Consider the following 26470-nt stretch of genomic DNA (forward strand, 5'->3'; position numbering starts at 1 on the left):
TTGCCACGAAGCAGGGCGGCCACCTAGCTGTCGGGTGGACATAGGATTGCTAACGACATTGCTAATCTAAATGAAAACAATTATCATTTGCGTTTTATGCCCACATTTTCAGAGTTGTCCATGTCTTATATTAAGAGCCGCAAGCACTCGCCAGCCACCCTCGCCGCCATCGCCGCTACCCTGGCCATGCCAGTGGCGCACGCCGATAATAATGCCGACGCGCCAGAGCAAAAAATGCAGGAAGTGGTGGTCACCGGCCAGAATGGCAGCGATTTCCAGGTCAAGAAGTCCGCAAATGACAAATTCACCGCGCCTCTGCTGGACACTCCGAAAGCCGTCACCGTTATTCCAACCGAAGTGATTGCCCAGACCGGCGCCACCTCGCTGACCGACGCCCTGCGCACCGTACCGGGCATTACCGTGGGCGCGGCCGAAGGCGGCCAGCCAGTGGGCGACAACCTGCTGATCCGCGGCTACAACGCGCAGAGCGACACCTATATCGACGGCATCCGCGACACCGGCTCGCAAAGCCGTGAAATCTTCGACCTGGAGCAGATTGAAGTGGTCAAGGGCCCGAACTCGGCCTACGGCGGCCGTTCCTCCGCCGGCGGCGGCGTGAACCTGGTGTCCAAGACTGCCAAAGCAGAAAACTTCAGCAACGCCTCGGTCGGCGTCGGGAACGCACAATACCGCCGCGCAACTGTCGATATCAACCGCATGATCGGCGAGGACGCAGCGGTGCGCCTGAACGTGATGGGCCACGAGAACCACGTCGCTGGCCGCGACCAGATTCACGGCGACCGCTGGGGCATCGCGCCGACCGTGGCCTTCGGCCTGACCGGTCCCACCAAGGTCAACCTGTCCTACTACCACATGCAGTCGAGCGAATTGCCTGACAGCGGCATTCCGTTCAATAACCCGTTCGCCACCAACGCCAGCGCTGCCAACCTCGCCAAGAACGGCAACGGCACCCCGATGGACGTGCCGCGCGACACCTACTACGGCCTGGTCGACCGCGACTTCCGCGACACCAAGTCCGATATCGGCACCATCGACGTCAAGCATGATTTCCGCAACGGCCTGGCCTTCCGCAACGTGACCCGCTACGGCAAGACCGAGAACGATTACGTCTACACCCAGCCTGACGACTCCAAAGGCAACGTGGTGCTATACGGTACCCTGTGGCGCCGCGCCAATAGCCGCGTGGCCGAAACCGACGCGCTGGCCAACGCTTCCAGCCTGACCGGCGAATTCATTGCCGCCGGCATCAAGCACAGCTTCACCACCGGCCTGGAAATCAGCCGCGAGATCACCGACCGCAGCACCTATCTGTTCAGCCCGGGCACCAACAACCCGCTGACCAAGACCAGCACCTGCCCGACCGCCGGCGCAGCGACCCTGTACAACTGCACCACCCTGCTCAACCCGAACCCGAACGACCCTTGGAGCGCGGGGCAGGTGCGCAGCGTGTCGCCGGCTGCGACCAATGTCCACACCAACAGCCGCTCCGCGTACGCCTTCGACACCATCGAGTTCAATCCTCAGTGGCTGCTGAACGTGGGCCTGCGCTGGGACCAGTTCCGTTCCGCGCTGTCCACCGCTGCCAACCCGGCCGCAACGCCAGCGACGGCTGCCGTGAATGCGGAAGTGAAGTCCACCTTCACCAACTACCAGGCGGGCCTGGTGTACAAGCCGGCTGCCAACAGCAGCATCTACGTCTCCTACGGCACCTCGTCCACTCCACCGGGCAACGATGGAGGCGAAGGCGTCGATGGCCTGACCGTGGCCGTGAAGGACCTGAAACCGCAAGACAGCAAGAACTTCGAACTGGGCACCAAGTGGGAAGTCCTGGCGCGCCGCTTGTCCCTGAGCGGCGCCATCTTCGAAAGCAAGATGAACAACGCCCGCGTCAGCGCTGCGGACGGCAGTTCCTTCAATGCCGGCAAGAAAACTGTGCGCGGCGTTGAATTCGGCGTGAGCGGTTCGCTGGCCAATAACTGGCAAGTGTTTGGCGGCGCCACTTGGCTGGATGCGGAAGTGGGCGACAACGGCTACACCAACGTCGGCACCACGGCCGCACCGGTATGGGTGAAATCGCCATACGACGGGAACACCTTCCCAGGCGTGCCGAAGACCAGCGCTTCGCTGTGGACTTCCTACACAGTGCTGCCAGGCCTGACCATCGGCGGCGGCGTGAACTACTCGGCCAAGATCTGGGCTAATATCAACAACACCAAGTACGTTCCGGCTTACACCCGACTGGACGCAATGGCGAGCTACGAAGTGAACAAGAACATCAGCCTGCAGCTGAATGTGCAGAACCTGACCGACAAGTTCTACTTCGACAAATCGGTCTCGAACCATTACGCCCAGGTGGCTGCTGGCCGTACCGCAATCCTGACTGCGAACTTCCACTACTGATCGATCATGATGCTGCATATCCCCGGCGTGCTGACGCCGGAGCAAGTCAAATCCTTCCGCCAGCGCCTGGCGGCCGCCGAGTGGATCGACGGCCGCGCCAGCGTGGGGTCGCAGGGTGCGCAGGTCAAGCGCAACCGGCAGATCGCGGAAGGATCGCCGTTGGCGCTGGAGCTCGGGGATATCATCATCAAGTCACTGGCCAAGAATCCGCTGTTTTATTCGGCGGTTTTGCCGCTGAAGATTCTGCCGCCCTACTTCAATAGCTATGCGGGCGGGGAAACCTATGGCCTGCATATCGATGGGGCGATCCGGCATATGACGGGGTCGCCGGATGTGATGCGGTCGGATGTTTCCACCACGGTGTTCCTGTCCGATCCTGACGAATACGAAGGCGGTGAGCTGACCGTGATGGACAGCTATGGCGCGCACGAGGTCAAGCTGCCGGCGGGGGATGCGATTGTCTACCCGGCCAGCAGCGTGCATCGCGTGAATCCTGTGACTTCGGGCGAGCGCGTGGCGTCGTTCCTGTGGACGCAGTCGATGGTGCGTGACGACTGGAAGCGCTCGATGCTGTTTGAACTGGATCAGAATATCCAGAAGCTGCGGGCGGCGCATGGCGACGATGAGGCGACCGTCGGACTCGCCGGTCATTATCACAACCTCTTGCGCATGTGGGCTGACCTCTAAAACCCGGTAAACCTGGGTACGACCCAAGGGTCGGACCCTGTATGCGCAAACGCCGCTGGTTTCAATCGAAGCCAGCGGCGCTCGAACATTCGGGGTCTGACCCTTGGGTCTGACCCAGGTTTACCGGGTTTCAGGACATCTGAAAATTAATCGGCACAACTACATACACCGGCTGTGCCTTGCCATCCTCAACATAAGGCTTGAACAGCGCCCGCATCACCGCCGCGCGTCCCGCCTCATCCAGGTTGCTGGAGCCCGAAGACTTCTGAATGGAAGCCTGCTCCGCATAGCCCTTCTCATTCACCAGTACACGCAAGGTCACAACGCCCTGCTCGCCCATGCGGCGCGATGAAGACGGATACACCGGTTGCGGCGCCCGGATATATTCAACAGCCGAAATCACGCGCGGCCCAGCCGGCGCCGCAGGCGCCGCTGGCGCCGAAGCAACCGGAGCAACCGCAACCGGTGCCGGAGCAGGTTCGCTCACACGTACCGGTGCAGGAGGGGGAGTAATCGTATTCTCAACCACCACCGGCAGCACAGGCAGTCGCGGCGGCGCAATCGAAGGCGCTTTCTGCGCAACTTCAACAGTCTTGGGCTGGGAAACAGGCGTTGGAGGTGGCGGCGGCGCCACAAACGTGACGTTAACAACTTCGGGAATGCTTTCCACCAGACGGTGCATCGTCCCGTTGACGATGGCATAACCCAGGACTGCATGCAATGCGACGACAACCGCGATCTTGGTCAGCTTATCGCTGCCAGCGCCGGAACCAAAACCCCCGGCCGGGAAAGTCATCGTCTGCATAGCGCTCCTTACACTGTCAGTGACGGGCGCTTCAGTACAGTTTCCTGAATTCCGCTGCCCAGATGTTCATCCAGCACTTCCACCGCATAGCTGAGGCAGTTACCGCAGCAGGTGGCCACGCCGAGTGCTTCGCGCAACTCGTCCATGGAACTGATACCCATATCTATGGCTTGACGGATTTCTCGATCAGAGATGTTGTTGCAGACACAAACGATCATTTCGAAGATACCTTCTGGCTAAGATTGCGATTCTGTTACTGAGAATCATTATCATTACGGTTCCCATTCTACCCGAACCGGGCTACAATGCAAGCGCATTAAGAACAATTCTCATTTAAATTCTCATTTATAATGATGAGGTTGTATTTCGCTTCGGAAAGATCACCATGACCCTTGCTCCTACCCTGATCAAGCTTGATTCCCTGCCGGTGGGGCAGAGCGGAACGGTGATCCATATTGCCCCGGGCAATCCCGACGATACCGAGGACGGCGCCGACCTGGCGCGCCGCCTGATGGAGCTGGGCTTTGTGCCCGGTGAGCGCATCCGCATGCTGAAGCGTGGCCTGCCGGGCGGCGAACCACTCGCCATTAAAGTAGGCAACGCCACGTTTGCCCTGCGCCGCTTTGAAGCCGCGCTGATCTCGATCCAACCGGAATAAAGCATGGGTGCAGTAGAAAAGGCCGCGCAAGCCGTCGCGCAGCAGCCAATGGTTGCTTTGCTGGGCAACCCGAATTGCGGCAAGACCGCGCTGTTCAACCGCCTGACCGGCGCCCGCCAGAAAGTGGCCAACTACGCCGGCGTGACCATCGAACGCAAGGAAGGCCAGTTCACTTCCGCCGCCGGCAACAGCTTCCGCCTGCTCGACCTGCCGGGCGCCTACAGCTTGTCGGCCCACACTCCTGATGAAATGATCACGCGCGACGTGGTGGCCGGCCTGCGCGAAGGCGAACGCTCGCCCGACGTGGTGGTGTGCGTGGTCGATGCCACCAACCTGCGCCTGAACCTGCGCCTGGTCCTGGAAATCAAGCGCCTTGGCCTGCCGATGGTGATGTGCCTGAACATGGTGGACGTGGCGAAGAAGCGCGGCATCGTGGTCGATGCAGCCAGGCTGTCGCAGGAACTGGGCATGCCGGTGGTGGAAACCGTGGCAGTGAAGGCCGGCGGCGAAAAAGCCCTGGTCGAGACGCTGGATGCGATGTGGCCCTTCTACCATAGCCAGGCCAACCCGCTGTCCGCCATCGATGCGGTGAGCGTTGAAGATACCCAGCGCGAAGTGCGCCGCATCCTGTCCATCGCCGTGAAAGACAGCGACGACCGCGGCAACCGCACGGAAAAGATCGACCACTTCGTGCTGCACCCATTCATGGGTCCGATCATCCTGGCAGTGCTGATGTTCTGCGTATTCCAGGCCGTGTTCAGCTGGGCCAAGGCGCCGATGGACCTGATCGCCGCCGGCGTCGCCGACCTGGGTGTGCTGGTCGGGAACCATATGCCGGAAGGCGTGCTGCGCTCGCTGCTGGTGGACGGTGTGTTCAGCGGCGTGGGCGCGGTGCTGGTCTTCCTGCCGCAGATCCTGATCCTGTTCTTCTTTATCCTGGTGCTGGAAGATTGCGGCTACCTGCCGCGCGCTGCGTTCCTGCTGGACCGCCTGATGGGCGGGGTCGGTTTGTCGGGCCGAGCCTTCATTCCGCTGCTGTCGTCGTTTGCCTGCGCCATCCCGGGCATCATGGCGGCGCGTACCATCCAGAACCCGCGTGACCGCATCGTGACCATCATGATTGCGCCGCTGATGACATGCTCGGCGCGCCTGCCGGTGTACGCACTGGTGATTGCCGCATTCATCCCGAACAAGGAAGTGTGGGGCGCCTTCAACCTGCAAGGGCTGGTGCTGTTCTGCCTTTACTTCGCCGGCATCATTTCCGCCATGGCCGTGGCCTGGGTGATGAAGCGCTCCATGCGCGCCAAGCGCAACCAGCCGCTGATGCTGGAACTGCCGGCCTACCACTGGCCGCACATGCGCAACCTGGCCATTGGGCTGTACGAGCGCGCCAAGATCTTCCTGACTCGCGTCGGCACCACCATCCTCACCCTGATGGTGCTGCTGTGGGCACTGTCCAGCTTCCCGGGCGCACCGGAAGGCGCGACCCATCCGGCAATCTACTACAGCATCGCCGGCATGCTGGGCCGCGCGCTGGAATTCATTTTCTCGCCGATTGGCTTCAATTGGCAGATCTGCATTGCGCTGGTGCCGGGCATGGCTGCACGTGAAGTGGCGGTCGGCGCGCTGGGCACCGTCTATGCGTTATCGCAGACCGGCGAAGAGCTGGCCAACTCGCTGCAACCGGTGATCGCTTCCAGCTGGAGCATGGCGACCGCGCTGGCGCTGCTGGCCTGGTATGTGTTTGCGCCGCAGTGCCTGTCGACGCTGTCCGTCGTGCGCCGCGAAACGAATTCGATGAAGTATCCGCTGATGATGGCGGGCTACATGTTCGTGCTGGCGTACACCGCCACTTTTATCACTTACCGCGTCGCGCTGGCGCTGGGAGGCTGAACCATGTGGCAGGAAATTGTCGTCGGCATCATCGTGGCAGTGGCTGCGCTGCACGCGGGGCGCAAATACCTGCCTGCCGCGTGGCGCCAGCAGGTTGTTTACGCACTGTCGCGCCGTGGCTTGTCGCAGGATAAGCTGGCGCGCTTCTTCAACACCGAATCGAGCTGCGGCAGCGGCTGCGGTTCCTGCGGCGGCTGCGGCGACTCCCCAGCCCCGCCCGCACCACCCTCGGATGGCGGCCCGGCGCGCCGCGTCATCATGCTCAACGTCCAGCGCTGAATTTTTTTTCGGCTCTGCGATCCGTTTCGGGTCGCCGCTTCGTCTTAGCTGTGTCTACATCAAAGGAGGCACACCATGACTACCGGAACCGTAATTCTCCTCAATAGCCTGAAAGTCGATCCGAGCAACCAGGCGGCGCTGATTGCGCTCCTGAAGCAAAACGTCGACACTGTCGTCAGTAAGCTGGATGGCTGGCACGGCACCAGGCTGATAGCCGCCATGGATGGCAGCCGCGTCACCATCTATTCCGAATGGGATTCGCCGGCGGCGGTCGACGCCATGCGCGCCGATCCGCGCATGCAGGCCTACTTCCCGCGTATCAGCGAACTGGCGAGCCTGGACTCCACACTTGGCGAATTGGTATGAATGACGAGGAATTTGAAACACGCTTGCAGGAACTCCGCCCCAGGCTGCACCGCTATTGCGCCCGCATGACCGGTTCGGCCGTGGATGGAGAGGACGTGCTGCAGGATGCGCTGGTCAAGGCCCTGCATGCGCGCGCCGAAGGCATGGCCGTGGAAAACCTTGGCGGCTGGCTGCTGCGCATCGCCCACAACACCAGCCTGGACTTCCTGCGCCAGCGCGCCCGCCGCAACGTCATTCCGCTGACGGAGGATATGGAAGGCGCGGCCATGCCGCAGGATGACATCCTGGAAGTCGGCTTCCAGACCTTCATGCAGCTGCCGGAGCTGCAGCGCTGCGCCGTGATCCTGAAGGATGTCCTGGGCCATTCGGTCGAGGAAATTGCGGAAATCGCAGGCTGCACGGCGGCTGCGGCTAAATCGGCGCTGCAGCGCGGGCGTGTCGCCTTGCGCCAGCTGGCAGCGCAGGGCGCTGACGCGCGCATGCCGCTGCTGCCGGAAGCGGACCGGGACCGCGTCGCGAACTACGTCCGGCTGTTCCAGTCTGGCGAATTCGACGCGATCCGGGCCCTGCTTGCGGAGGAAGTGCAGCTGGAGCTCGTCAACAAGCTGCGCCTGAACGGGCGTCAATCCACCAGTGTCTATTTCACCCGCTATGCCGAGGTAAGCAAGTGGCGCTTTGCTTTCGGCGCCGTGGAGGGGCAACTGGCAATGCTGGTGTTCGACTGCGGCGGCGACATGCTGGCGCCGGCGCACTTCGTCCTGCTCTCATGGCATGGAGACAAGATTTCCGGCATCCGCGACTTCCTGTTCGCGCCCTATGTGATGGCGTCGCTGGACTGGATACGCATGCCGGCCCCGATCTCCTGAAAACTTGACGCAGGACATGTGAAGGCCTAAAAGCTGTACCTACAATGCTACTTATCGAGTTTGCATTGTGGGAGCCGTCGTGGGCTGGAGCAGGAGACAGATTGCCGGAATAGTCAGGATCGCGCTGTTTGCGATGCTGATGGCCGTCTCCGCGCCAACGCTGTCCACGCTGCTGGCCGCAGCCTGCGGCGAGAACAACCTGGCGCACTGCCATACGCAGCAGCCCAAGGCCCATCACGTCATCCAGAAATGCGGCTACTGCATGGTGCAGGCCGACCTGCCCTCCATACCGCCGCCACCTGCCGGCCTGTCGCTGGCCTTGATGCTGCCGCTGGGCGCAGCGCCGGAACTGCCCGCACTGGCCCTGCTGCCGCAGCAGGAACGCCTCGCCCCGCCATCGCGCGCACCGCCTTCCGCCTGATCTTCCGCGCAGTACCTCCTGGCTTTGCATTGCACGCGTCCTGTGACGGCGCGGTCGCAAGGCCCTCGCTCGCAAGAACAAGAAAGGAAGCACCATGAACACCCGTCTCATTCCCCTGGCCGCCGCCGTGCTGGCCGTCTTCTCGGCGCCGGCGTTTGCCGACCACGAAGGGGAATCGCCGCTCAAGCTGGTAGGCACCGTCGTCATCGCCGGCAACCATCCAACCTCCCTGCCGACCCAGATCCCGACCACCATCGAAGGCATTACCCGCGCGCAGATCGAAGAGCAGGTCAACGCCAGCGATGCGGAAGACGCACTCAAATACCTGCCAAGCCTGCTGGTCCGCAAGCGCTATATCGGCGACTACAACCACGCCGTACTGTCGACCCGCGCCTCCGGCACCGGCAACAGCGCGCGCTCGGCGGTGTTTGCGGACGGCGTGCTGCTGTCGAACTACCTTGGCAACGGCGCCACATTCGCGCCGCGCTGGGGCTTGGTGGCGCCGGAGGAAATCGAGCGCGTCGATGTGCTGTACGGCCCGTTCTCGGCGGCCTATGGCGGCAATTCGGTCGGCGCCGTAGTCGATTACGTCACCCGCATGCCGAAACAGTTCGAAGCGCACGCCCGCGTTGGCTATGTGTACCAGCCATTTGATCTGTACAACACGAACATGACTTCCACTGCGCGCCAGGCCAGCATGTCGCTGGGCGACCGCGTTGGCGCCTGGTCCTGGTTTGTCAGCGTGAATCGCACCGACAGCGACGGCCAGCCGCAGACTTACACCACTCGCGCTGTTTCCGCAGGCAAGGCCGGCGGCGCAGGCGTACCGGTCACCGGCGCCGTTATCGCGAAGGACCGTAGCAATAACGACCAGTACATCCTCGGCACCGCAACGCAGTACAGCACCGTGCAGGATCACGCCAAGATCAAGATCGCATACGACTTCTCGCCGACCGTGCGCGCCAGCTACTCGCTGGGCTGGTGGCAGAACGATTCGCATGGGTCGCCGAATACCTACTTGCGCGATAACGCCGGCAAGCCAGTGTATAGCGGTCCAGTGGTGATCGATGGCCGCAACTTTACATTGGCCGCCTCCGACTTCAACTCCACCAGGGAAGAGCTGCGCCACCTGATGCACGGCTTGACGGTAAAGAGCAATACCAAGGGCAGGTTCGACTGGGAGGTGGCAGCCAGCCTGTATGACTACAGCAAGGATATCCTGCGTGCACCGACCACCCCGCAGCCGGCAGCTGGGGCGGGCGGCGCCGGCCGTATCGTCGACCAGGGCGGCACCGGCTGGAACACCTTGTCGCTGAAGGCCGTGTACCGTCCGGGCGGCATGCGCGGTGCGCACATCTTCGACTTCGGCTACCAGCGCGCTGCCTACAAGCTGTCCACCATCGAACGCGCCACCACTGACTGGCTTAATGGCGAGCAAGGCGCGCGCAACCAGGCATTCTCCGGCCGCACCAGCATCGACAGCATGTACCTGCAGGACACGTGGAAGCTGTCGCAGGACTGGAAGACCGTGCTGGGTGCACGCTTCGAACATTGGGATGCCCGCGACGGCGAGACCGCCAACGCCACCACCGTAGTGCAGCACGCCAAACGCAGCGACAACTTCGTTTCACCCAAGGCAGCGCTGGCCTACCAGGCCAATGAAGACTGGACGCTGAAAGCCTCCACCGGCCGCGCCGTGCGCATGCCGACCGTCTCCGAGTTGTACCAGGGCGGCATCAACAACGCAGGCACCCTGATCAACAACGACCCGAACCTGAAGCCGGAACGTTCGTGGACCACGGAGCTGAGCGCCGAACGCCTGGTCGGCAATTCGGCCTTGCGCATCACCGCCTTCTTCGAGCGCAACAGCGACGCCTTATATTCCCAGACCAATGTTCTGGTCACGCCGAACGTGACCAATGTGCAGAACGTGGACTTGATCCGCACGCACGGCCTCGAGACGGCCTGGTCGAACGAGAACGTGCTGGTAGAAGGCCTGGACATGCAGGCCAGCCTGACCTGGACCGACTCCAAGATCAGGCGCAACGAGAAGAACCCGGCCAGCGTCGGTAAATGGCAGCCGCGCATACCTGAGTGGCGCGCCAGCGCCGTAGCGACTTACCGCGTGAACGACAAGCTGAGCGCCACTTTGGCGGCACGCTACAGCGGCAAGCAGTACTCGACGCTGGATAACTCCGACATCAACGGCTTCGCCTACACCGCCGCCAGCAAGTACTTCACGGTCGACGCGCGCGTGCGCTACCGCATCGACAGGCATTGGAGCGCCGCCTTCGGCATCGACAATGCCAACAACTACAAGTACTGGAACTACCACCCGTACCCACAGCGCTCTTACTCTGCGGAGGTGAAATTTGATTGGTAATGCGCTAGAACTGGGCCAGTTTGAACTCTGGTGCCAGCCGCACGTAGCGGCGCGCGATGGCAGCGTGGCCTGCGTCGAGGCTTCGGTGCGCTGGCGCCATCCGGAACGCGGCATGCTGCAGCTTCCCGCGTTTGCCGACGCGCTGGCCGCGCAAGGCCTGCAGGAAGTGTTCGTGCTGCACATGGTGTGCGATGCGCTCGCTGCCTTGCGCATGTGGGAAGCCGATGGCTATGCGCTGGCGATGGAACTGACCCTGCCGCTGCCTGTGCTGCCGGCCCTGGCCGCAGAGATTGACGGCCTGGTGGCGCAATCTGGCCTGGCGCCGCAACGCCTGGTGTTGTCCGAGTCGGAATGTGCGGGCTGCTGCGAAGTATCCGACCTGCTGGACTGGCAGCATGTGTGCAAAGCAGGTTGCGAGCACGCGGCGGGCGACTTCATCGTCGCACCACAGCCGATACAGGTGCTGCCGGCCGCACTGCGCCGCTGGCAAGCCAGCTATTCCGTGATGAGCGCCGCCGACGCCTTCAGCTGAAATGCACCTGGCCGAAGAAGCCGTATTGCAGGCTTTGCGCAATACGGCTGGCCACAATGCGGAACTCCTCCGCCACGGCCGGCTCGAACAAGCGGTCCACCGTCTGCTGGAACAGCGCAAGCCAGCGCTGGAAATGCTGCGGCTGCACGCCCGGCAGCGCCATATGCTTGCCGTAGACGTTGCCCTGGAAGCTCTTCGTGCCCAGCATGGTGGTGCTCCAGAATTCCACCATGCGCGCCAGGTGGGGCTCCCAGTCGCCGATGGCCGCATTGAACACCGGCCCCAGTTCCGGATCGGCGCGCACGCCTTCGTAGAACTCGTGGACGAGTGTTGCGATCGATTCCTGGGTCAATGGTAAAGTCATGGCTCCATTGTATCCTTCCGGAGCGCACACATGATCATCGTCCACCACCTCAATAACTCCCGTTCTCAGCGTGTGCTGTGGCTGCTGGAAGAGTTGGGGCTGGCCTACGAAATCAAGCACTACCAGCGCGACCCGAAAACCATGCTGGCGCCGCCGGAGCTGACCAGGGTTCACCCGCTGGGCAAGTCGCCGGTGATCGAACACGAAGGCAATATCGTGGCCGAATCGGGCGCTATCCTCGAGTACCTGGTCGAGAAGCACGGCAACGACCGGCTGGTACCGCCGGCCGGTACGCCGGACAAGCTGCGCTGGCGCTACTTCATGCATTACGCGGAAGGCTCGCTGATGCCGCCGCTGCTGATGAAGCTCGTGTTCGACAAGGTGGAATCTTCGCCGGCGCCGTTCTTCGTCAAACCGATCAAGCGCGCCATTGCGCAGAAGGTGATGTCGAGCTTCGTACAGCCCAATATCGACCGCCACCTGGCTTTCCTCGAAGGCGAGCTCGCCAATCGCGACTGGTTCGCCGGCAGCGAGTTCAGCGCCGCCGACATCCAGATGAGCTTCCCCCTCGAAGCAGCCGCTGCCCGCGCCGGCCTCGCCGCCAGCCACCCGCGCCTGCAAGCCTTCCTGCAACGCATCCACGCCCGCCCCGCCTACCAGCGCGCCCTCGAACGCGGCGGCCCTTACGAACTCCTGCGCTAACGCAAAACGCCCCATGCCTGGCCCGGATAAGCTTGCTTGACGAGCTTACCCGGAGTGGTAAAGTGAAAATAGAGTTCGATCCACGCAAAGATGCTTCTATTCGGCGCAAGCACAGTATATCGCTAGCGCTAAGCAAGGAATTTGATTGGCGGCATGAAATAGCTTGGGTTGATAAGCGTTTTGCTTATGATGAGTGCAGGATGATCTGCTTGATCGCACAGGGTGATACTTTGTACGTGGCGGTATATGTCGATCGAGGCGACGTCCGGCGAATGATCAGTTTAAGGAAGGCTAACCGCCGCGAGGTGACTGACTATGCGAGAGACAATCAAGACTACTGACGGTCGGATACTTGCGTTGCCAACTCCGGAAGAGGATCGCAAAATTACTGAGGCCGCGCTGACCGATCCAGATTGCCCACCGATTACCGAAGAAGAATGGGAAGAAATCCGGTTGCGCCTGGTCCGCGGTGGGAAAGTGAACGTGCCAACGAAGTAGCCTGGCGATGGCCGGGATCCAGTAGCTGTGCGGTAAAATGGCGGCATGACGGGAAGATTGCTGGCCATTGATGGTTTGAATATTGTGCGGCGCGTGTATGAGGCGAGTCCGGAGCCGGACTCCGACCTCAAAGCCGAGATAGCGATGCGCCATGCGTTCAACGCATTCCAGCGCCTGGTCAACGGGCACGAGCCGACCCACATCCTTCCTGCTTTCGATTATGGCGGCAGCACCTGGCGCCATACCCTGTACAAGGGCTACCGCGAAGGCCGGCAGCCGATGCCGGAAGTCCTGCGCGAGGCGCTCCCCCAGTTCTATATGCAGCTGACCAATATCGGCATGTGCCCGATCGCCATCCCCGAGGTGGAAGCGGACGATGTGATTGGCACCGTGGTCACCCGCTGGCTGACGGAAAACCGCGGCGAGGCCGTGGTCGCAACCACCGACAAGGACCTGCACTGCCTGATTGCCGAAGGCGCCCGCATCTGGGACCACTTCAAGTCCGAATGGCACGACCGCGACTGGGTCGAAAAGAAGTGGGGCGTTACGCCGGGCATGCTGCCGGACCTGCTGGCGCTGATGGGTGACGAGACCGACTCCATCCCCGGCGTCTCCAATGTCGGCGTCAAGACCGCCGCCAAACTGTTGCGCACATACGGCACTCTGGACGCAATCATGGCCGGCGCAGGCATCCTGAAGGACAAAGTGGGCGAAAGCCTACGAAAAGAGCGCGAGATGTTGTATCTTTCTCGTCAATTGGTACAACTGAAGACGGATGTCCGGATCGGCGTAAGCTGGAATATGCTGGCCTGGGACCACCGTTAAACCTCCTGATGTTAAAAGCGGTCCTTATCGACAGCAGCGCCATTGCACGCGGCCTGCTCAACACAGTGCTGATCGACGGCGGCTACGACGTGGCCGGCCAGGCGCACACCTGCGCCGCGGGCAATGTGCTGCTGATCAAACACCATCCCCAGATCATCTGCATTTCGCGCGACTGCATCGAGGCCGATGAACCGGCAATGCTGGCCATGCGCAAGGATTGGCCGAAAGCCATGATATTCATGGTGTCGTCGGAATTCGACCAGGCCACGATCCAGAAAGCCCATGCCATGGGCATCAACGGCTATATCGTGAAGCCGTTCAACGCCGGCACGGTATTGAAGACGATCCGCAACACCGTCATCGCGGCGGTGAAGCGTCAGCAGAAGGCGCAGGCCGGCGCACAGGGCGCCAACCCGGCCGAGGGATCAGACGAAGCTTGAGCCGTTGATGATGCCGCCGCCCAGGCAGACGTCGCCGTCGTACAGCACGGCCGATTGGCCCGGCGTCACGGCCCACTGGGCATCCATGAATTTCAGCGCGAACTCGCTGTCGCCGTTGGCGGCAAGGTCGCATGGCACGTCGGCCTGGCGGTAGCGGGTCTTGGCGCTGATGCGGCCTGCTTCCGGCGCCACGCCGGCCACCCAGCTGGCCTGGGCGGCATGCAGGCCTTCCGACAGCAGCCACGGATGGTCGTGGCCCTGCACCACCCACAGCGTATTGTTTTCAACGTCCTTGCGCGCCACGTACCAGGCGTCGGATGAACCGTCGGCGTTCTGGTAAGTCTTCACGCCGCCGATGCCGATGCCTTTGCGCTGGCCCAGGGTATAGAAAGACAGGCCCACGTGCTCGCCTACCACCTTGCCGTCCGGCGTCTTGATCGGGCCTGACTTATACGACAGGTAGCGGTTCAGGAATTCGCGGAACGGGCGCTCGCCGATGAAGCAGATGCCGGTGGAATCCTTCTTGGCCGCATTCGGCAGCTGCAGTTTTTCCGCGATCTTGCGCACTTCCGTTTTCGGGATTTCGCCCAGCGGGAACAGGGTCTTCGACAACTGCGCCTGGTTCAGGCGATGCAGGAAGTAGCTCTGGTCCTTGGTGTGGTCGACGGCCTTCAGCAGCTCATGGCGGCCGGTGGCCGTGTTGTGGCGCACGCGCGCATAGTGGCCGGTGGCGATCAGGTCCGCGCCCAGGTGCATGGCGTGGTCGAGGAAGGCCTTGAACTTGATTTCGGCATTGCACAAAACGTCAGGATTCGGCGTGCGGCCGGCCTGGTATTCGCGCAGGAATTCGGCGAACACGCGGTCCTTGTATTCGGCGGCGAAGTTGACCGCTTCGATGTCCACGCCCACCACGTCGGCCACGCTGGCCGCGTCGATCCAGTCCTGCCGGGTGGAGCAGTATTCGGAATCGTCGTCGTCTTCCCAGTTCTTCATGAACAGGCCGACAACTTCATAGCCTTGTTCTTTCAGTAACCAAGCGGAAACGGAGGAATCAACGCCACCGGACATGCCGATGACCACTTTTTTCTTGCTCATGTTGTAAATCGTCCAAACTTAGAGGGAGTCCTCAGACTTCCTCGAATACCGACACGTGGGTGTGCAGGATTTCCAGCGGGGCGCGTTTTCCGGCCAAATATTCGTCCACGCAAGTCAGCAGCAGGGGGCTGCGGTGGCGCTCGCGGCAGGCGGCAATTTCATCGCGTGTCATCCAATGGGTGCGCAGGATGCCCTCATCCAGCGGCCTGTCAGGATAGTAATCACCCACTTCGCCGCAAAAGGCGAAACGCAGGAAGGTCACCAGCTGCCCGGTACGTGCCGAGCGGTAACGCGACATATACATGCCCACCAGGGCGGTCGGGGTGAAATCGTAGGCGGTTTCTTCGAGGGTTTCGCGGATGACGGCCTGTTCCAGCGATTCCAGGGGATCAAGGTGGCCGGCCGGCTGGTTCAGGCGAATGCCGTCACTGGTCTCTTCCTCGATCAGAAGAAACTTCCCGTCGCGCTCGATAACGGCGGCGACTGTGACATTCGGTTTCCAGGTGCGCGGCATGTTAGTCCATCCTCAGAAGACCCGACATTGTAGCCTGATCTTGTCTCTTCGTTGTGACACCAGTGTTAAAAGCTTGTGCATTGCAACAATTCGGCATACCTGATGTTGCCCCTTGTTCATTTCATGTTAGATTTTAGTCAGTTTTTCCCACTATTTGGAGGCATTATGAAGATTGGCGTACCGGCCGAGTCAAGGCCGGGGGAGACCCGAGTGGCGGTAACGCCAGAAACGGTCAAGAAACTAGCAGTCAAACACCAGGTGGTCGTGCAGGCGGGAGCCGGCATTCCAGCCTCGGTGACGGACGAAGCATATGCCGCTGCCGGCGCCACCATTGGCACCGCGGCAGAGGCACTGGGCGCGGAAATGGTACTGAAGGTACGCGCCCCGAATGCCGAAGAGCGGGCCCAGATGAAGCCGGGCGCCGTGCTGGTTGGCATGCTCAATCCTTTTGATGGGGAAAACATTGCGGCCATGGCGGCTTCCGGCCTGTCCGCGTTTGCATTGGAAGCTGTGCCGCGTATCACGCGCGCCCAGTCGATGGACGTGCTGTCCTCCCAGGCCAATATCGCGGGCTACAAGGCCGTGATGGTTGGCGCGAATACTTACCAGCGTTTCATGCCCATGCTGATGACCGCAGCAGGGACCGTGAAAGCTGCCCGTGTGCTGATCATGGGCGTCGGCGTGGCAGGCCTGCAAGCGATTGCGACCGCCAAGCGCCTGGGCGCCGTGATCGAGGCGTCCGACGTGCGTCCGCCAGTGAAGGAACAGGTGGAATCGCTCGGCGCAAAATTCATCGACGTGCCCTACCTGACCGACGAAGAGCGAGAGATCGCCAAAGGCGTCGGCGGCTATGCGCGCCCGATGCCGCCTGAATGGATGAAGCGCCAGGCGGAGCTGGTGCATGAACGCGCCAAGCAGGCCGACATCATCATCACCACGGCACTGATCCCGGGCCGCCCGGCGCCGGTGCTGATCTCCGAAGACACCGTGAAGGCCATGAAGCCCGGTTCCGTCATCGTCGACCTGGCGGTGGAGCAGGGCGGCAATTGCCCCTTGTCCGAACTGGGCAAGACAGTGGTCAAGCATGGCGTGCATATCGTCGGCGAGCCAAACCTGGCCTGCCACGTCGCGGCGGACGCCTCCGCCCTGTATGCGCGCAATGTGCTCGACTTCCTCAAGCTGGTCTTCGACAAGGAGGACAAGCTGGTCATCGACCGCGAGGATGAAATCATCAAAGCAACGCTGGTCTGCCACGGCGGCGAGCAGTTGCGGAAATAGGAGAGACGAATGGAAGTCAGCCACACCATCATCAACCTGATCATCTTTGTGCTGGCCGTGTATGTGGGCTATCACGTGGTCTGGAACGTCACGCCGGCGCTGCATACGCCGCTGATGGCGGTAACGAATGCGGTATCGGCCATCATCATCGTGGGCGCCATGCTGGCCGCTGCGCTGACCGAAGGCCTGGTTGGGCAAATCATGGGCACGGTCGCCGTGGCGCTGGCCGCGGTCAATGTGTTCGGCGGGTTCCTTGTCACCCAGCGCATGCTGGAGATGTTCAAAAAGAAGGAGAAGAAGGCGCCTGCGGCTGGTGCTTCAGCTACCGACAAGGAGGCCAAGGCATGAGCTTCATCACCATGAATCTTGTCACGATGATGTACCTGATCGCGTCTGTCTGCTTCATCCAGGCGCTGAAAGGTTTGTCGTCGCCGGCAAACGCGCGTAAAGGCAATGCCTTCGGCATGGCCGGCATGGCGATTGCCGCCGTGACCACGATTGCACTGATCCTGCGTATCAAGGCGGATATGGCTGCCGCATCGGAAAGTGCGGAAGCCGTGGCTGCTGCCGCACGCGCCTTGGGCATGGACGTGCATGCGCGTTCCGGCTCCGGCGGACTGGGCCTCGGCCTGGTGGCGCTGGGCGTACTGGTCGGCGGCGGCATCGGCGCCGTGCTGGCCAAGCGCGTCGAAATGACCAAGATGCCGGAGCTGGTGGCGGCAATGCACTCGCTGATCGGTATGGCGGCAGTGTGCATCGCCATCGCCGCAGTGGCCGAACCGCACGCCTTCGGCATTGCCGCACGCGGCGAAGCACTGCCGATGGGTAACCGCATCGAACTGTTCATCGGCACCTTTGTCGGCGCGATTACGTTCAGCGGTTCCGTGATCGCCTTCGGCAAGCTGGCCGGCAAGTACAAGTTCCGCCTGTTCCAGGGCGCACCGGTGGTGTTCAGCGGCCAGCACATGCTGAACCTCGTGCTGGCGCTGGTCATGGTCGGCCTGGGCCTGGTATTCGTGTTCAGCGGCGGCACCGCGCCGGCCTGGACCCCGTTCCTGATCATGACGGCGATTGCCTTCGTGCTGGGCGTGCTGATCATCATACCGATCGGCGGCGCCGACATGCCGGTCGTGGTGTCGATGCTGAACTCCTACTCCGGCTGGGCGGCGGCGGGCATCGGCTTTTCGCTCAACAACTCGATGCTGATCATTGCCGGGTCGCTGGTGGGTTCCTCGGGCGCCATCCTGTCCTACATCATGTGCAAGGCGATGAACCGCTCGTTCTTCAACGTGATCCTGGGCGGCTTCGGCGGCGACACTTCCGCCGCGGCGGCAGGCGGCGCGCAAGCACAGCGCAACGTCAAGTCGGGCTCCTCCGACGACGCCGTCTTCCTGATGCAGAATGCCGAAACCGTGATCATCGTCCCAGGCTACGGCCTGGCGGTGGCGCGCGCCCAGCACGCGCTGAAGGAACTGGTCGAGAAACTCGGGCACCAGGGCGTCACGGTGAAATACGCGATCCACCCTGTCGCCGGCCGCATGCCGGGCCATATGAACGTACTGCTGGCGGAAGCCGAAGTGCCCTATGACCAGGTATTCGAGATGGAAGACATCAACAGCGAATTCGCGCAAGCCGACGTGGTCCTGGTGCTGGGCGCGAACGACGTGGTGAATCCAGCGGCGAAAGACCCCAAGTCCCCGATCGCCGGCATGCCGATCCTCGAAGCCTACAAAGCGAAAACCATCATCGTCAACAAACGCTCGATGGCATCCGGCTATGCCGGCCTGGACAACGAGCTGTTCTACATGGACAAGACCATGATGGTCTTCGGCGACGCCAAGAAAGTCCTGGAAGACATGGTGAAAGCCGCCGAGTAAGACAACAGCCCAGCCCGTGTCCCACCCTGGGGTCACACCCGAATCGGGACACGGGCCCAGCTGTTTAAGTAGATGAGCCTGTGTCCCATTTCGGGTGTGACCCCAGGGTGGGACACGGGCTCTGCTGTTTTAGTGGGGGGCTGGCTTGGCGCGCTGGCGCTGGAATTCGCTGATCTGCGCGGCGTAGCGTTGCAGCGAGGCGGGTGTGTGCCAGCTGTTCTGCGCTTTGATCATGGCGGCCGCGCCTTCCGGCGTGCCGACGATCTGCTCGATGCGCTTGACTGCGGCCATGCCCCAGGCGTTGCGCGGGCAGGCGATGCCGCCCAGCATGGGCTTGTTGTTCTGGGCGATCGGTACCGTGTGCAGCTTGCCGATGTCGGGCTCGGATTTGCTGGCGTATTGCAGCGCGTAGTCGTAGTCGAGGGTGTAGTCGGCGCGGCCGTGCATCACCAGCTTCAGCACATTGCGGCCGTATTCGCCGACCGAGGTGGTCTCCAGCCGTGAGCCGGCCGGCCGATTGGCCAGCAATTCATCCATCGCCGCGCCGTAGCTGCGGCGCTCCACCACGATGCCGCGCAAGGCGGGATCGCTCAGCACTTTCTGCAGGTCGGCTTCGCCATGCGCATTCAGCGGCAGGCGCGCTACCGTGCCTTCCTGGACGACCAGTTGCAGCGGCGGCACCAGGTTGGTGTTGACGAAGTAGGACAGCTTGTCCCGTTCTGCGTTGCGCAAGGCGGCGACGACGCAGGCTTGCTCGCCGCGTTCGATCATCAGCCAGGTGCGCTTGGGATTGGCGTAGATGAAGTGGTGCTCGGCTTCCGGCCACTGCGCTGTGATGTACAGCACGATCTGGTCGGCGATGCCGCTGGTGGGCTTGCCGTCCACCGGCATGGAGGCGGGCGGCACGTCGGGCATCAGCCAGGACATCTTGTCGCGCGCCTGCGCGCCCGGCAGCAGCAGGGCGGCGAGCAGGGCAGCGGCCAGGCGGTGCATCGCAGTCCTTCAGCGGCGGCCGTACATCATCAGTTCGGCCAGCACGGCGCGCGCCGGGGTGGCTACGTCGATCGCGGCCAGGCCCAGGCCGAGCAGCGGCTGCAGGGCCGATTCGTTGGCGAAGATGCGCGCCATGGTGTCGGTCAGGCGCACGGTGAGCTTGCGGTCGCGCTGGCGCTGCGCGGCGTATTCGGCCAGCGCCTGCGGGGTGGCGCCGCGTGCCAGGGCGCGCGCCAGTTCGGTCGCGTCGCGCAGGCCCAGGTTGAGACCCTGGCCGGCTACGGGGTGCAGCGTCTGCGCGGCGTTGCCGATGGCGACGCTGCGCGCGCTGCCGGTCGCGCCGGCGTTCAGGCCGAGCGGGAAGGCCAGGCGGCGCGTGGCGTGCGTGAACTTGCCGAGGCGCTCGCCGAACGTTTCACCGAGTTTGGCAAGAAAGGCGGCGTCGTCCAGCGCCAGGATGGCTTGCGCGCTTTCGGGGCGGGTGCACCATACCAGCGAGTAGCCGTCGTCCTGCGGCAGCAAGGCCAGCGGGCCTTCATTGGTGAAGCGTTCGTAGGCGCGGTGCGCGACCGGGGCGCCGCTATGCACCTGCGCGATGATGGCGCTCTGCCGGTAGTCGCGCGTTTCGGCTTTGTCGGCTTGTTCGCCGAACAGGCCGCCTTCGGCTTGCACCACGACGGCGGCGCGCAGCACGCGCGGGCCTTCGCCGTCGCTTGCGAGATGCAGGGTGACGCTGTCGGCCGCTTCATCGCTGCCGGTCACGCGCACCGGGCGCAGGGCGGCGATGCCGAGGCGGTTGCATACATTGCCCAGCGCTTCGACGATGGCGCCGTAGCGCGTGACATAGCCCAGGGCGGGAAGTTTGTGCTCGTCGCGCGTGATCATGCTGCGGCCGAACTGGCCGCGCCGCGAGACGTGGATTTCGTGGATGGCGGTGGCGTGGATCGGCCAGGCGCCGACCTGCTCGAGGATCTGGCGGCTGCCGTAGGACAGGGCCAGGGTGCGCGGATCCTGCATCGCTTGCTCGAGCGGCTTGGCGTCGACCAGCACGATGCGCGATGCGTCGACGCCGCGTTTCACCAGCAGGGCCGCCAGCGCCATGCCGGCCGGGCCGGCGCCGCAGATGGCGATATCGTAATCAATCATTTCATCAAAGCTTCAATCTCGGCCACGGTCTTGGGCGCGCCGCCCGTCAGCAGTTGATATCCGTTTTCGCGGACGATCACGTCGTCTTCGATGCGGATGCCGATGTTCCAGTATTTCTCGGGTACCCCTTCAGCCGGGCGCACGTAAATGCCCGGTTCCACCGTCATCGCCATGCCCGGCTGCAGCAGGCGCGACGGCTTGTCTTCGGGCGAGACATCGCGGTACAGGCCGACGTCGTGCACGTCCATGCCGATCCAGTGGCCGGTGCCGTGCATGTAAAACCGGGTATATTTTTTCTCTGCCAGCACCTCGTCCAGCGTGCCTTGCAGCAGGCCGAAGTCGAGCATGCCTTGCGCCAGCACGCGTACGGCGGCGTCGTGGGCGTCGTGGTATCTGCGGCCGGGGGCGATGGCGTCGAAGGCGGCTTGCTGCGCGGCCAGCACCAGCTCATACAGTTCGCGCTGGGCGGGGCTGAAGCGGCCGTTGACCGGGAAAGTGCGCGTGATGTCGGAGGCGTAGCTATCGAGCTCGCAGCCGGCGTCGATCAGCACCAGGTCGCCGTCGGCGATGCGGCGGCTGTTGGCGTTGTAGTGCAGCACGCAGGCATTCGGGCCGGAGGCGACGATGGGCGTGTAGGCCGGGAATTGCGCACCGTGGCGGCGGAACTCGTGCAGCAGTTCCGCTTCCAGTTCGTATTCATGGATGCCGGCGCTTGCGCTGCGGTTTGCGCCTGCGTAGCGCATGGCGCGGGCGTGGGCGCCGGCGGAAATCTCTCCGGCGCGCAGCATGATGGCGCTTTCGTGTTCGTCCTTGAACATGCGCATCTCGTCGATCAGGGGCGGCAGGTCGCGCAGCACGGGCGGGGCGGTGATGCCGCTGCGCGAGAGGCGGCGCACGCCTTCGATCCAGCGGCGCTGCTGCTCTTCGCCGCCGCGGGCCAGCGTTGCGTACAGGGCGCTGGCATTGGACAGATGGTGCACCATCTGCCCGTCCAATGCCCCGATGGGGAAGGCGGCGTCGAAGCCGAAGGCCGCGCGTGCGGCTTCAGGGCCGTAGCGGTAGCCGTCCCAGATTTCCGATTCCAGGTGCTTCTCGCGGCAGAACAGGATGCTCTGCGCGGCTGTCGCGCCGCGTGGCGCCACCAGCACCAGCACTGCCTCCGGCTCGCTGAAGCCGGTCAGGTAGTAGAAGGAGCTGTCGTGGCGGTAAGGGTATTCGGTGTCGGCGTTGCGCGTGGCTTCGGGCGCGGTGCCGAGGACTGCCACGCTGCCCGGCTCCATCTGGGCCAGCAGGCGCGCGCGGCGGTCGGTATAAGGCTTCATGCGTTGAGTTCTTCCAGCTGCTGCACGGTGCCGACGTTGACCCATTCATCCTGGTAGATCTCGCCGCCGATGCGGCCCTGGCCGGCGAACTCGAACAGCAGCTTGCCCAGGCCGGCCTTCTGGCCCGGCGCAATGGCGGCGAACATTTCGGGGCGGTACACGCCGATATTGGCGAAGTTCCACTTGGGCGAGCCCTGGCTGGCCACCGTGTAGAGGTTCAGCGCGAAATCGCCTTCCGGGTTATGCCATGGGTTCGGCGTGAGCCAGATCCAGCCGATGTCGCGCACGTGGGCCGGGTACGGCTCGCCGCGGTGGTCCTTGTCCTTCAGCACGTCCAGCGCTTCGGAGAAATCGAAGTGCGGGCAGTAGATATCGCCCGACAGCGCCAGGAAGGGCTCTTCGCCCAGCAGGTGCAGGGCGTTGGCGATGCCGCCTGCCGTTTCCAGCGCTTCCGCTTCCGGCGAGTACTGGATTCTGGCGCCGAACTGCGAACCGTCGCCCAGGGCTTCCTCGATCATCTGGCCCAGGTGGGCGTGGTTGATCACGATCTCGGTGATCCCGGCGCGCACCAGGTTCTGGATATGCCAGACGATCAGCGGCCGGCCGCGCACCTTCAGCAGCGGCTTGGGGCAGGTGTCGGTCAGGGGGCGCATACGTTCGCCGCGGCCGGCGGCGAGGATCATGGCTTTCATGCGTGTTCCCTCAGAAGGTATAGCCCACTTGCGGCGCAGTGCCTTCCAGCGTGTCGAGCAGCTTGACGAGCGGCTTGAGGTCGCGGTAGCGGTTGGCGGTCTTGCGCACGTATTCCATCACGGTCGGCAGGTCGCCCAGGTAGTTCGGCTTGCCGTCGCGGTAGTTCAGGCGGCAGAAGATGCCGAGGATCTTCAGGTGGCGCTGCAAGGCCATGTACTCGAAGTCCTTGTAGAACTCATCGAAGTCCTTCTTCACCGGCAGGCCGGCGCTGCGCGCGTGCTGCCAGTAGCGGATCAGCCAGTCCAGCACCAGTTCCTCGTCCCACGACACATAGGCGTCGCGCAGCAGCGAGGCGCAATCGTAGGTGATCGGGCCCCACACGGCGTCCTGGAAATCGAGGATGCCCGGGTTGCCCTCGTCCATCCACATCAGGTTGCGCGAGTGGTAGTCGCGGTGCATGAAGACCTGGGGCTGGGCCAGGCAGTTGGCCAGGATCGCGTCGAATACCTTGTCCAGTTCCTGCTGCTGTTTTTCCGTCAGGGCGGCGGCCAGGTGCTTGCCGATATACCACTCCGGGAAGATATTCAGTTCGCGCAGCATGAAGGCGCGGTCGAATTCGGGCAGCACGCCGGGCTGGCTGGCCTGCTGGATCTTGACCAGGGCCGACAGCGCTTCGGCGTACAGGGCGGCGGCCGAATCGTGGTTCAGGGCTTGCAGGTAGGTGGTTGTGCCCAGGTCCGACATCAGCACGAAGCCTTGCGCGGGGTCTTCGGCGGCGATTTTCGGCACCGAGACGCCGGCGCCGGCCAGCAGGCGGTCCACTTTCAGGAAGGCCGGCACGTTCTCGCGCTCGGGCGGGGCGTCCATGGCGACCAGGGTGGCGCCGTGGACGGCGCGGTGTTCGGGCAGCACGTCGACGCGGAAATAGCGGCGGAAGCTGGCGTCCTCCGAGGCGGGACGGGCCGAAGCGGCATGCACCAGGCCTGTCGCTTGCAGCCAGGCGGTGAGCGCGGCAAGGCGTGGATCGGCGGCGGGGGATGGTGAATTAGATAATAAAGACATTAAAGCAGCCTGCGAAAACCAGTTGTGGGTAAAGATTCCCATATAATAAGGGATTCACATTAAAAAATCGCCTTTATGGTGTCGTCCCACCACCCATGACCCGGTTCCTGGCTCCCCCCAACACCAAACGCTGGGCGTTCGCCTTGACCGCCATTGCCGCCGCGACCGCGGCGGTGTCCGCCCATGCCCAGACGTCGGCCAAGCGCCCGCCGCACGTGGAAGACAAGAACGCCGTCACGACCGTGCGCGCGGAAGATATTGCCGGCCGTCCGGAGCGCGAACTGACCTTGCTGCGCGACGTGGAAGTGGTGCACGACAAGACGCGCGTGACCGCCGACGCGGCCAACTTCCAGCAAGTGGAGCAGGAGCTCGAAGCCAAGGGCAGCGTGCGCATCTGGCGCTTCGGCGACTACTACACGGCCGATGAACTGAAGCTGAACATGGAAACGGGGCGCGGCTATGCGCTGCAGCCGACCTACCAGCTGGAGGCGAACAACGCGCAGGGCAAGGCGCAGCGCATCAACTTCCTGAACGAAGACGAGGCGCAGGTGGTCGATGGCACCTACAGCACCTGCCAGGGCCCCAATCCCGACTGGTACCTGAAGGCGCGCTCGCTGAACCTGGACCAGGGGCGCGACGTCGGCACCGCCGGCGCCACCCTGATCTACTTCAAGGACGTGCCGATCCTGGGCACGCCGGCGCTGTCGTTCTCGCTGTCGGGCGCGCGGCGTTCGGGCTGGCTGCCGCCGACGCCGGCCTACAACTCGCGCGGCGGCGCCGAACTGCTGGTGCCTTATTACTTCAATATCGCGCCGAACCGCGACCTGACGCTGTACCCGCGCTATATTTCCCGGCGCGGCTTCCAGCTCGGCGCTGTGGGCCGCTATATCGGCGAGACCGATGCCGGCAACTATTACGAGGGCCGCACCTTCCTCGAGTACCTGCCCAACGACAAGGAAGCCAACCGCGACCGCTGGCAGCTGCAGTCGGTGCATACCCAGGGCCTGGCCAAGGACTGGACCTACGGCTGGAACGTGCGCGCCGCCTCGGACAACAACTATCCGAACGATTTTTCCAAGACCATTTCCTCGTCGGCCGAGCGCCAGCTGCTCAAGGAGCTGCGCACCGACTACCACGGCGAATTCTGGAGCCTGACCGCGCGCGTGCAGAAGTACCACGTGCTGCAGGACCCGGATGCGGTGACCAACCCTTCGCTGTTCGTGACGCGCCCTTACGACCGCCTGCCGGCGATCAACCTGCACGCGGCGCAATACGACGTGGGCGGCTTCGACTTGCAGCTCGACTCCGAGCTGACCCGCTTCTGGCATCCGGACCTGATCAAGGGTAACCGCCTGGTGGCGGTGCCGCAACTGAGCTACCCGATCATCGGCCCGTCCTACTTCGTGACGCCGAAGCTGATGCTCAACGCCAGCGCCTACCAGCTCGACGCCTTCGGCACCGATCCGTCCAAGTCGCTCAGCCGCGCGGTGCCCACCTTGTCGCTCGATTCGGGCCTGGTGTTCGAACGCGACGCCAAGCTGGGCGGCAAGGCGGCCACCCAGACCCTGGAGCCGCGCCTGTTCTACGTCTACACGCCGTACCGCAAGCAGGACCAGTTCCCCAACTTCGACACGGCGCCGGCCACCTTCAACTTCTCGCAGATCTTCAGCGAGAACCGCTTCGTCGGCTCCGACCGCATCGGCGACGCCAACCAGGTGACGGCGGCCGTGGTGTCGCGCTTCCTGGAGAGCAGCGGCGCGGAGCGCCTGCGCCTGGCGTTCGGCCAGCGCTTCTACTTCGCCGACCAGCGGGTGCAGATCGACAATTCCACGCCGGTCAACAACAGCCGTTCAGACATGCTGCTCGCCGCCACCGGCCGCATCTCCGCTTCCTGGGGCATCGACAGCCTGGTGCAGTACAACCCGTCCACCAGCAAGGTCACGACCTCGAACATGACGGTGCAGTACATGCCGGGCACCTACAAGGTGATCAACGCCGGCTACCGCTACGTGCGCGACAGCTTCAAGAACGCCGACCTGTCGGCCCAGTGGCCGCTCACCTCCAAATGGTTCGGCGTGGGCCGTATGTCATACTCGCTGCGCGAGCACAAGGTGCTGGAGAACGTGATCGGCCTGGAATACAACTGCGATTGCTGGGTATTCCGCATGGGCGCGCAGCGCTTCGTCACCACCGCCAACAAGACCTCGACCCAGTTCTTCTTCCAGCTGGAGTTGAACGGCCTGTCCAAATTCGGTCTCGGCAACCCGCTGGAGGTGCTGAAAAACAGCATTCCCGGCTATCGCCGCGTAAATGAAGGCACGCGTTAAGCTTTCGACTTCCTCAACACTGA

General features: G+C 63.1%; 28 protein-coding genes. 18 read left to right on the forward strand and 10 right to left on the reverse strand.

The annotated features are described in order from the left end of the window. Nucleotides 1–120 precede the first annotated feature (120 nt). Nucleotides 121–2421, forward strand: coding sequence for a TonB-dependent receptor (locus GM658_RS17390; protein WP_155455318.1), 2301 nt, complete (start codon nucleotides 121–123; stop codon nucleotides 2419–2421). A gap of 6 nt (nucleotides 2422–2427) precedes the next feature. Further along, complete coding sequence (locus tag GM658_RS17395; RefSeq protein WP_155455319.1) at nucleotides 2428–3108, forward strand: Fe2+-dependent dioxygenase; 681 nt, start codon at nucleotides 2428–2430, stop codon at nucleotides 3106–3108. A gap of 130 nt (nucleotides 3109–3238) precedes the next feature. Here the strand turns inward: GM658_RS17395 and GM658_RS17400 are convergent, their stop codons facing one another. Further along, the gene (locus GM658_RS17400) at nucleotides 3239–3913 is read right to left on the reverse strand and encodes an energy transducer TonB (protein WP_155455320.1); all 675 of its coding nucleotides are present in this window, start codon (nucleotides 3911–3913) and stop codon (nucleotides 3239–3241) included. A gap of 8 nt (nucleotides 3914–3921) precedes the next feature. Continuing rightward, a complete protein-coding gene (locus GM658_RS17405) occupies nucleotides 3922–4131 on the reverse strand; it encodes a (2Fe-2S)-binding protein (protein ID WP_057261372.1) in 210 nt (69 codons plus the stop codon). Nucleotides 4132–4298: 167 nt separating this feature from the next. On the opposite strand from GM658_RS17405, the gene GM658_RS17410 reads away from it, so the two are divergent. From GM658_RS17410 to GM658_RS17445, 8 genes are all read left to right on the forward strand, one after another. Continuing rightward, a complete protein-coding gene (locus GM658_RS17410) occupies nucleotides 4299–4571 on the forward strand; it encodes a FeoA family protein (RefSeq protein ID WP_028102662.1) in 273 nt (90 codons plus the stop codon). A 3-nt stretch (nucleotides 4572–4574) separates the two neighbouring features. Next, complete coding sequence (feoB, locus tag GM658_RS17415; RefSeq protein ID WP_155455321.1) at nucleotides 4575–6464, forward strand: ferrous iron transporter B; 1890 nt, start codon at nucleotides 4575–4577, stop codon at nucleotides 6462–6464. A 3-nt stretch (nucleotides 6465–6467) separates the two neighbouring features. Then, the gene (locus GM658_RS17420; protein WP_155455322.1) at nucleotides 6468–6743 is read left to right on the forward strand and encodes a DUF6587 family protein; all 276 of its coding nucleotides are present in this window, start codon (nucleotides 6468–6470) and stop codon (nucleotides 6741–6743) included. Nucleotides 6744–6818: 75 nt separating this feature from the next. Continuing rightward, nucleotides 6819–7109: a putative quinol monooxygenase gene (locus GM658_RS17425; protein ID WP_155455323.1), complete on the forward strand. Its 291-nt coding sequence runs from the start codon at nucleotides 6819–6821 to the stop codon at nucleotides 7107–7109. Further along, nucleotides 7106–7975 carry a sigma-70 family RNA polymerase sigma factor gene (locus GM658_RS17430; RefSeq protein WP_155455324.1) on the forward strand — a complete coding sequence of 290 codons (870 nt, stop codon included), beginning with the start codon at nucleotides 7106–7108 and terminating at the stop codon, nucleotides 7973–7975. The genes GM658_RS17425 and GM658_RS17430 overlap by 4 nt, the downstream gene beginning before the upstream one ends. A gap of 79 nt (nucleotides 7976–8054) precedes the next feature. Continuing rightward, nucleotides 8055–8396, forward strand: coding sequence for a DUF2946 family protein (locus tag GM658_RS17435; protein WP_371865146.1), 342 nt, complete (start codon nucleotides 8055–8057; stop codon nucleotides 8394–8396). 94 nt (nucleotides 8397–8490) lie between these two features. After that, nucleotides 8491–10779, forward strand: a complete 2289-nt coding sequence (locus tag GM658_RS17440) for a TonB-dependent receptor (protein WP_155455326.1) — start codon at nucleotides 8491–8493, stop codon at nucleotides 10777–10779. Beyond that, nucleotides 10769–11311 (forward strand): EAL domain-containing protein, encoded by a 543-nt coding sequence (locus GM658_RS17445; RefSeq protein WP_155455327.1) that lies wholly within the window; start codon nucleotides 10769–10771, stop codon nucleotides 11309–11311. The genes GM658_RS17440 and GM658_RS17445 overlap by 11 nt, the downstream gene beginning before the upstream one ends. Here the strand turns inward: GM658_RS17445 and GM658_RS17450 are convergent. After that, on the reverse strand, nucleotides 11304–11675 hold the full coding sequence (locus tag GM658_RS17450; protein WP_155455328.1) for a group III truncated hemoglobin: 372 nt from the start codon (nucleotides 11673–11675) through the stop codon (nucleotides 11304–11306). The genes GM658_RS17445 and GM658_RS17450 overlap by 8 nt on opposite strands. A gap of 30 nt (nucleotides 11676–11705) precedes the next feature. On the opposite strand from GM658_RS17450, the gene GM658_RS17455 reads away from it, so the two are divergent. The 4 genes from GM658_RS17455 to GM658_RS17470 all read left to right on the forward strand — a co-directional run bounded on the left by GM658_RS17455 (nucleotide 11706) and on the right by GM658_RS17470 (nucleotide 14140). Next, a complete protein-coding gene (locus GM658_RS17455; protein WP_155455329.1) occupies nucleotides 11706–12377 on the forward strand; it encodes a glutathione S-transferase family protein in 672 nt (223 codons plus the stop codon). 62 nt (nucleotides 12378–12439) lie between these two features. Next, nucleotides 12440–12718 (forward strand): BrnT family toxin, encoded by a 279-nt coding sequence (locus tag GM658_RS17460; protein WP_170298859.1) that lies wholly within the window; start codon nucleotides 12440–12442, stop codon nucleotides 12716–12718. A gap of 202 nt (nucleotides 12719–12920) precedes the next feature. Further along, nucleotides 12921–13700 carry a 5'-3' exonuclease gene (locus GM658_RS17465; RefSeq protein ID WP_155455331.1) on the forward strand — a complete coding sequence of 260 codons (780 nt, stop codon included), beginning with the start codon at nucleotides 12921–12923 and terminating at the stop codon, nucleotides 13698–13700. An 8-nt stretch (nucleotides 13701–13708) separates the two neighbouring features. Further along, nucleotides 13709–14140 (forward strand): ANTAR domain-containing protein, encoded by a 432-nt coding sequence (locus tag GM658_RS17470; protein WP_155455332.1) that lies wholly within the window; start codon nucleotides 13709–13711, stop codon nucleotides 14138–14140. On the opposite strand, the gene mnmA is transcribed toward GM658_RS17470, so the two are convergent. Then, nucleotides 14126–15235, reverse strand: coding sequence for a tRNA 2-thiouridine(34) synthase MnmA (mnmA, locus tag GM658_RS17475; protein WP_155455333.1), 1110 nt, complete (start codon nucleotides 15233–15235; stop codon nucleotides 14126–14128). The two genes, GM658_RS17470 and mnmA, sit on opposite strands and share 15 nt — an antisense overlap. Nucleotides 15236–15266: 31 nt before the next feature. Further along, complete coding sequence (locus GM658_RS17480) at nucleotides 15267–15749, reverse strand: NUDIX hydrolase (RefSeq protein WP_155455334.1); 483 nt, start codon at nucleotides 15747–15749, stop codon at nucleotides 15267–15269. 165 nt (nucleotides 15750–15914) lie between these two features. Between GM658_RS17480 and GM658_RS17485 the strand changes: the two genes are divergently transcribed. Genes GM658_RS17485 through GM658_RS17495 form a run of 3 tightly spaced genes read left to right on the forward strand, consistent with a single transcriptional unit; the run spans nucleotide 15915 to nucleotide 18904 of the window. Further along, entirely contained in the window at nucleotides 15915–17027 is a 1113-nt protein-coding gene (locus GM658_RS17485) for a Re/Si-specific NAD(P)(+) transhydrogenase subunit alpha (RefSeq protein WP_155455335.1), read from the forward strand. Nucleotides 17028–17036: 9 nt separating this feature from the next. Continuing rightward, a complete protein-coding gene (locus GM658_RS17490; RefSeq protein ID WP_155455336.1) occupies nucleotides 17037–17375 on the forward strand; it encodes an NAD(P) transhydrogenase subunit alpha part 2 in 339 nt (112 codons plus the stop codon). After that, complete coding sequence (locus GM658_RS17495; RefSeq protein ID WP_155455337.1) at nucleotides 17372–18904, forward strand: NAD(P)(+) transhydrogenase (Re/Si-specific) subunit beta; 1533 nt, start codon at nucleotides 17372–17374, stop codon at nucleotides 18902–18904. Before GM658_RS17490 ends, GM658_RS17495 begins: the two co-directional genes overlap by 4 nt. Before the next feature lie 129 nt (nucleotides 18905–19033). Here the strand turns inward: GM658_RS17495 and GM658_RS17500 are convergent, their stop codons facing one another. Genes GM658_RS17500 through GM658_RS17520 form a run of 5 tightly spaced genes read right to left on the reverse strand, consistent with a single transcriptional unit; the run spans nucleotide 19034 to nucleotide 24120 of the window. Continuing rightward, nucleotides 19034–19897: a TIGR02285 family protein gene (locus GM658_RS17500; RefSeq protein WP_155455338.1), complete on the reverse strand. Its 864-nt coding sequence runs from the start codon at nucleotides 19895–19897 to the stop codon at nucleotides 19034–19036. 9 nt (nucleotides 19898–19906) lie between these two features. After that, nucleotides 19907–21043 carry a UbiH/UbiF/VisC/COQ6 family ubiquinone biosynthesis hydroxylase gene (locus GM658_RS17505; RefSeq protein ID WP_155455339.1) on the reverse strand — a complete coding sequence of 379 codons (1137 nt, stop codon included), beginning with the start codon at nucleotides 21041–21043 and terminating at the stop codon, nucleotides 19907–19909. After that, nucleotides 21040–22365: a Xaa-Pro aminopeptidase gene (pepP, locus tag GM658_RS17510; RefSeq protein WP_155455340.1), complete on the reverse strand. Its 1326-nt coding sequence runs from the start codon at nucleotides 22363–22365 to the stop codon at nucleotides 21040–21042. Before pepP ends, GM658_RS17505 begins: the two co-directional genes overlap by 4 nt. Continuing rightward, the gene (gene murU / locus GM658_RS17515) at nucleotides 22362–23057 is read right to left on the reverse strand and encodes an N-acetylmuramate alpha-1-phosphate uridylyltransferase MurU (protein WP_155455341.1); all 696 of its coding nucleotides are present in this window, start codon (nucleotides 23055–23057) and stop codon (nucleotides 22362–22364) included. Before murU ends, pepP begins: the two co-directional genes overlap by 4 nt. Nucleotides 23058–23067: 10 nt before the next feature. Next, nucleotides 23068–24120, reverse strand: coding sequence for an aminoglycoside phosphotransferase family protein (locus GM658_RS17520; RefSeq protein WP_155455342.1), 1053 nt, complete (start codon nucleotides 24118–24120; stop codon nucleotides 23068–23070). A 95-nt stretch (nucleotides 24121–24215) separates the two neighbouring features. Here GM658_RS17520 and GM658_RS17525 point away from each other — a divergent pair, with 95 nt between their 5' ends. Continuing rightward, a complete protein-coding gene (locus tag GM658_RS17525) occupies nucleotides 24216–26447 on the forward strand; it encodes an LPS-assembly protein LptD (protein ID WP_155455343.1) in 2232 nt (743 codons plus the stop codon). Nucleotides 26448–26470: the final 23 nt, after the last annotated feature.

It is taken from the genome of Massilia eburnea (genome assembly GCF_009720745.1).
Taxonomy (GTDB): Bacteria; Pseudomonadota; Gammaproteobacteria; order Burkholderiales; family Burkholderiaceae_D; genus Rugamonas; species Rugamonas eburnea.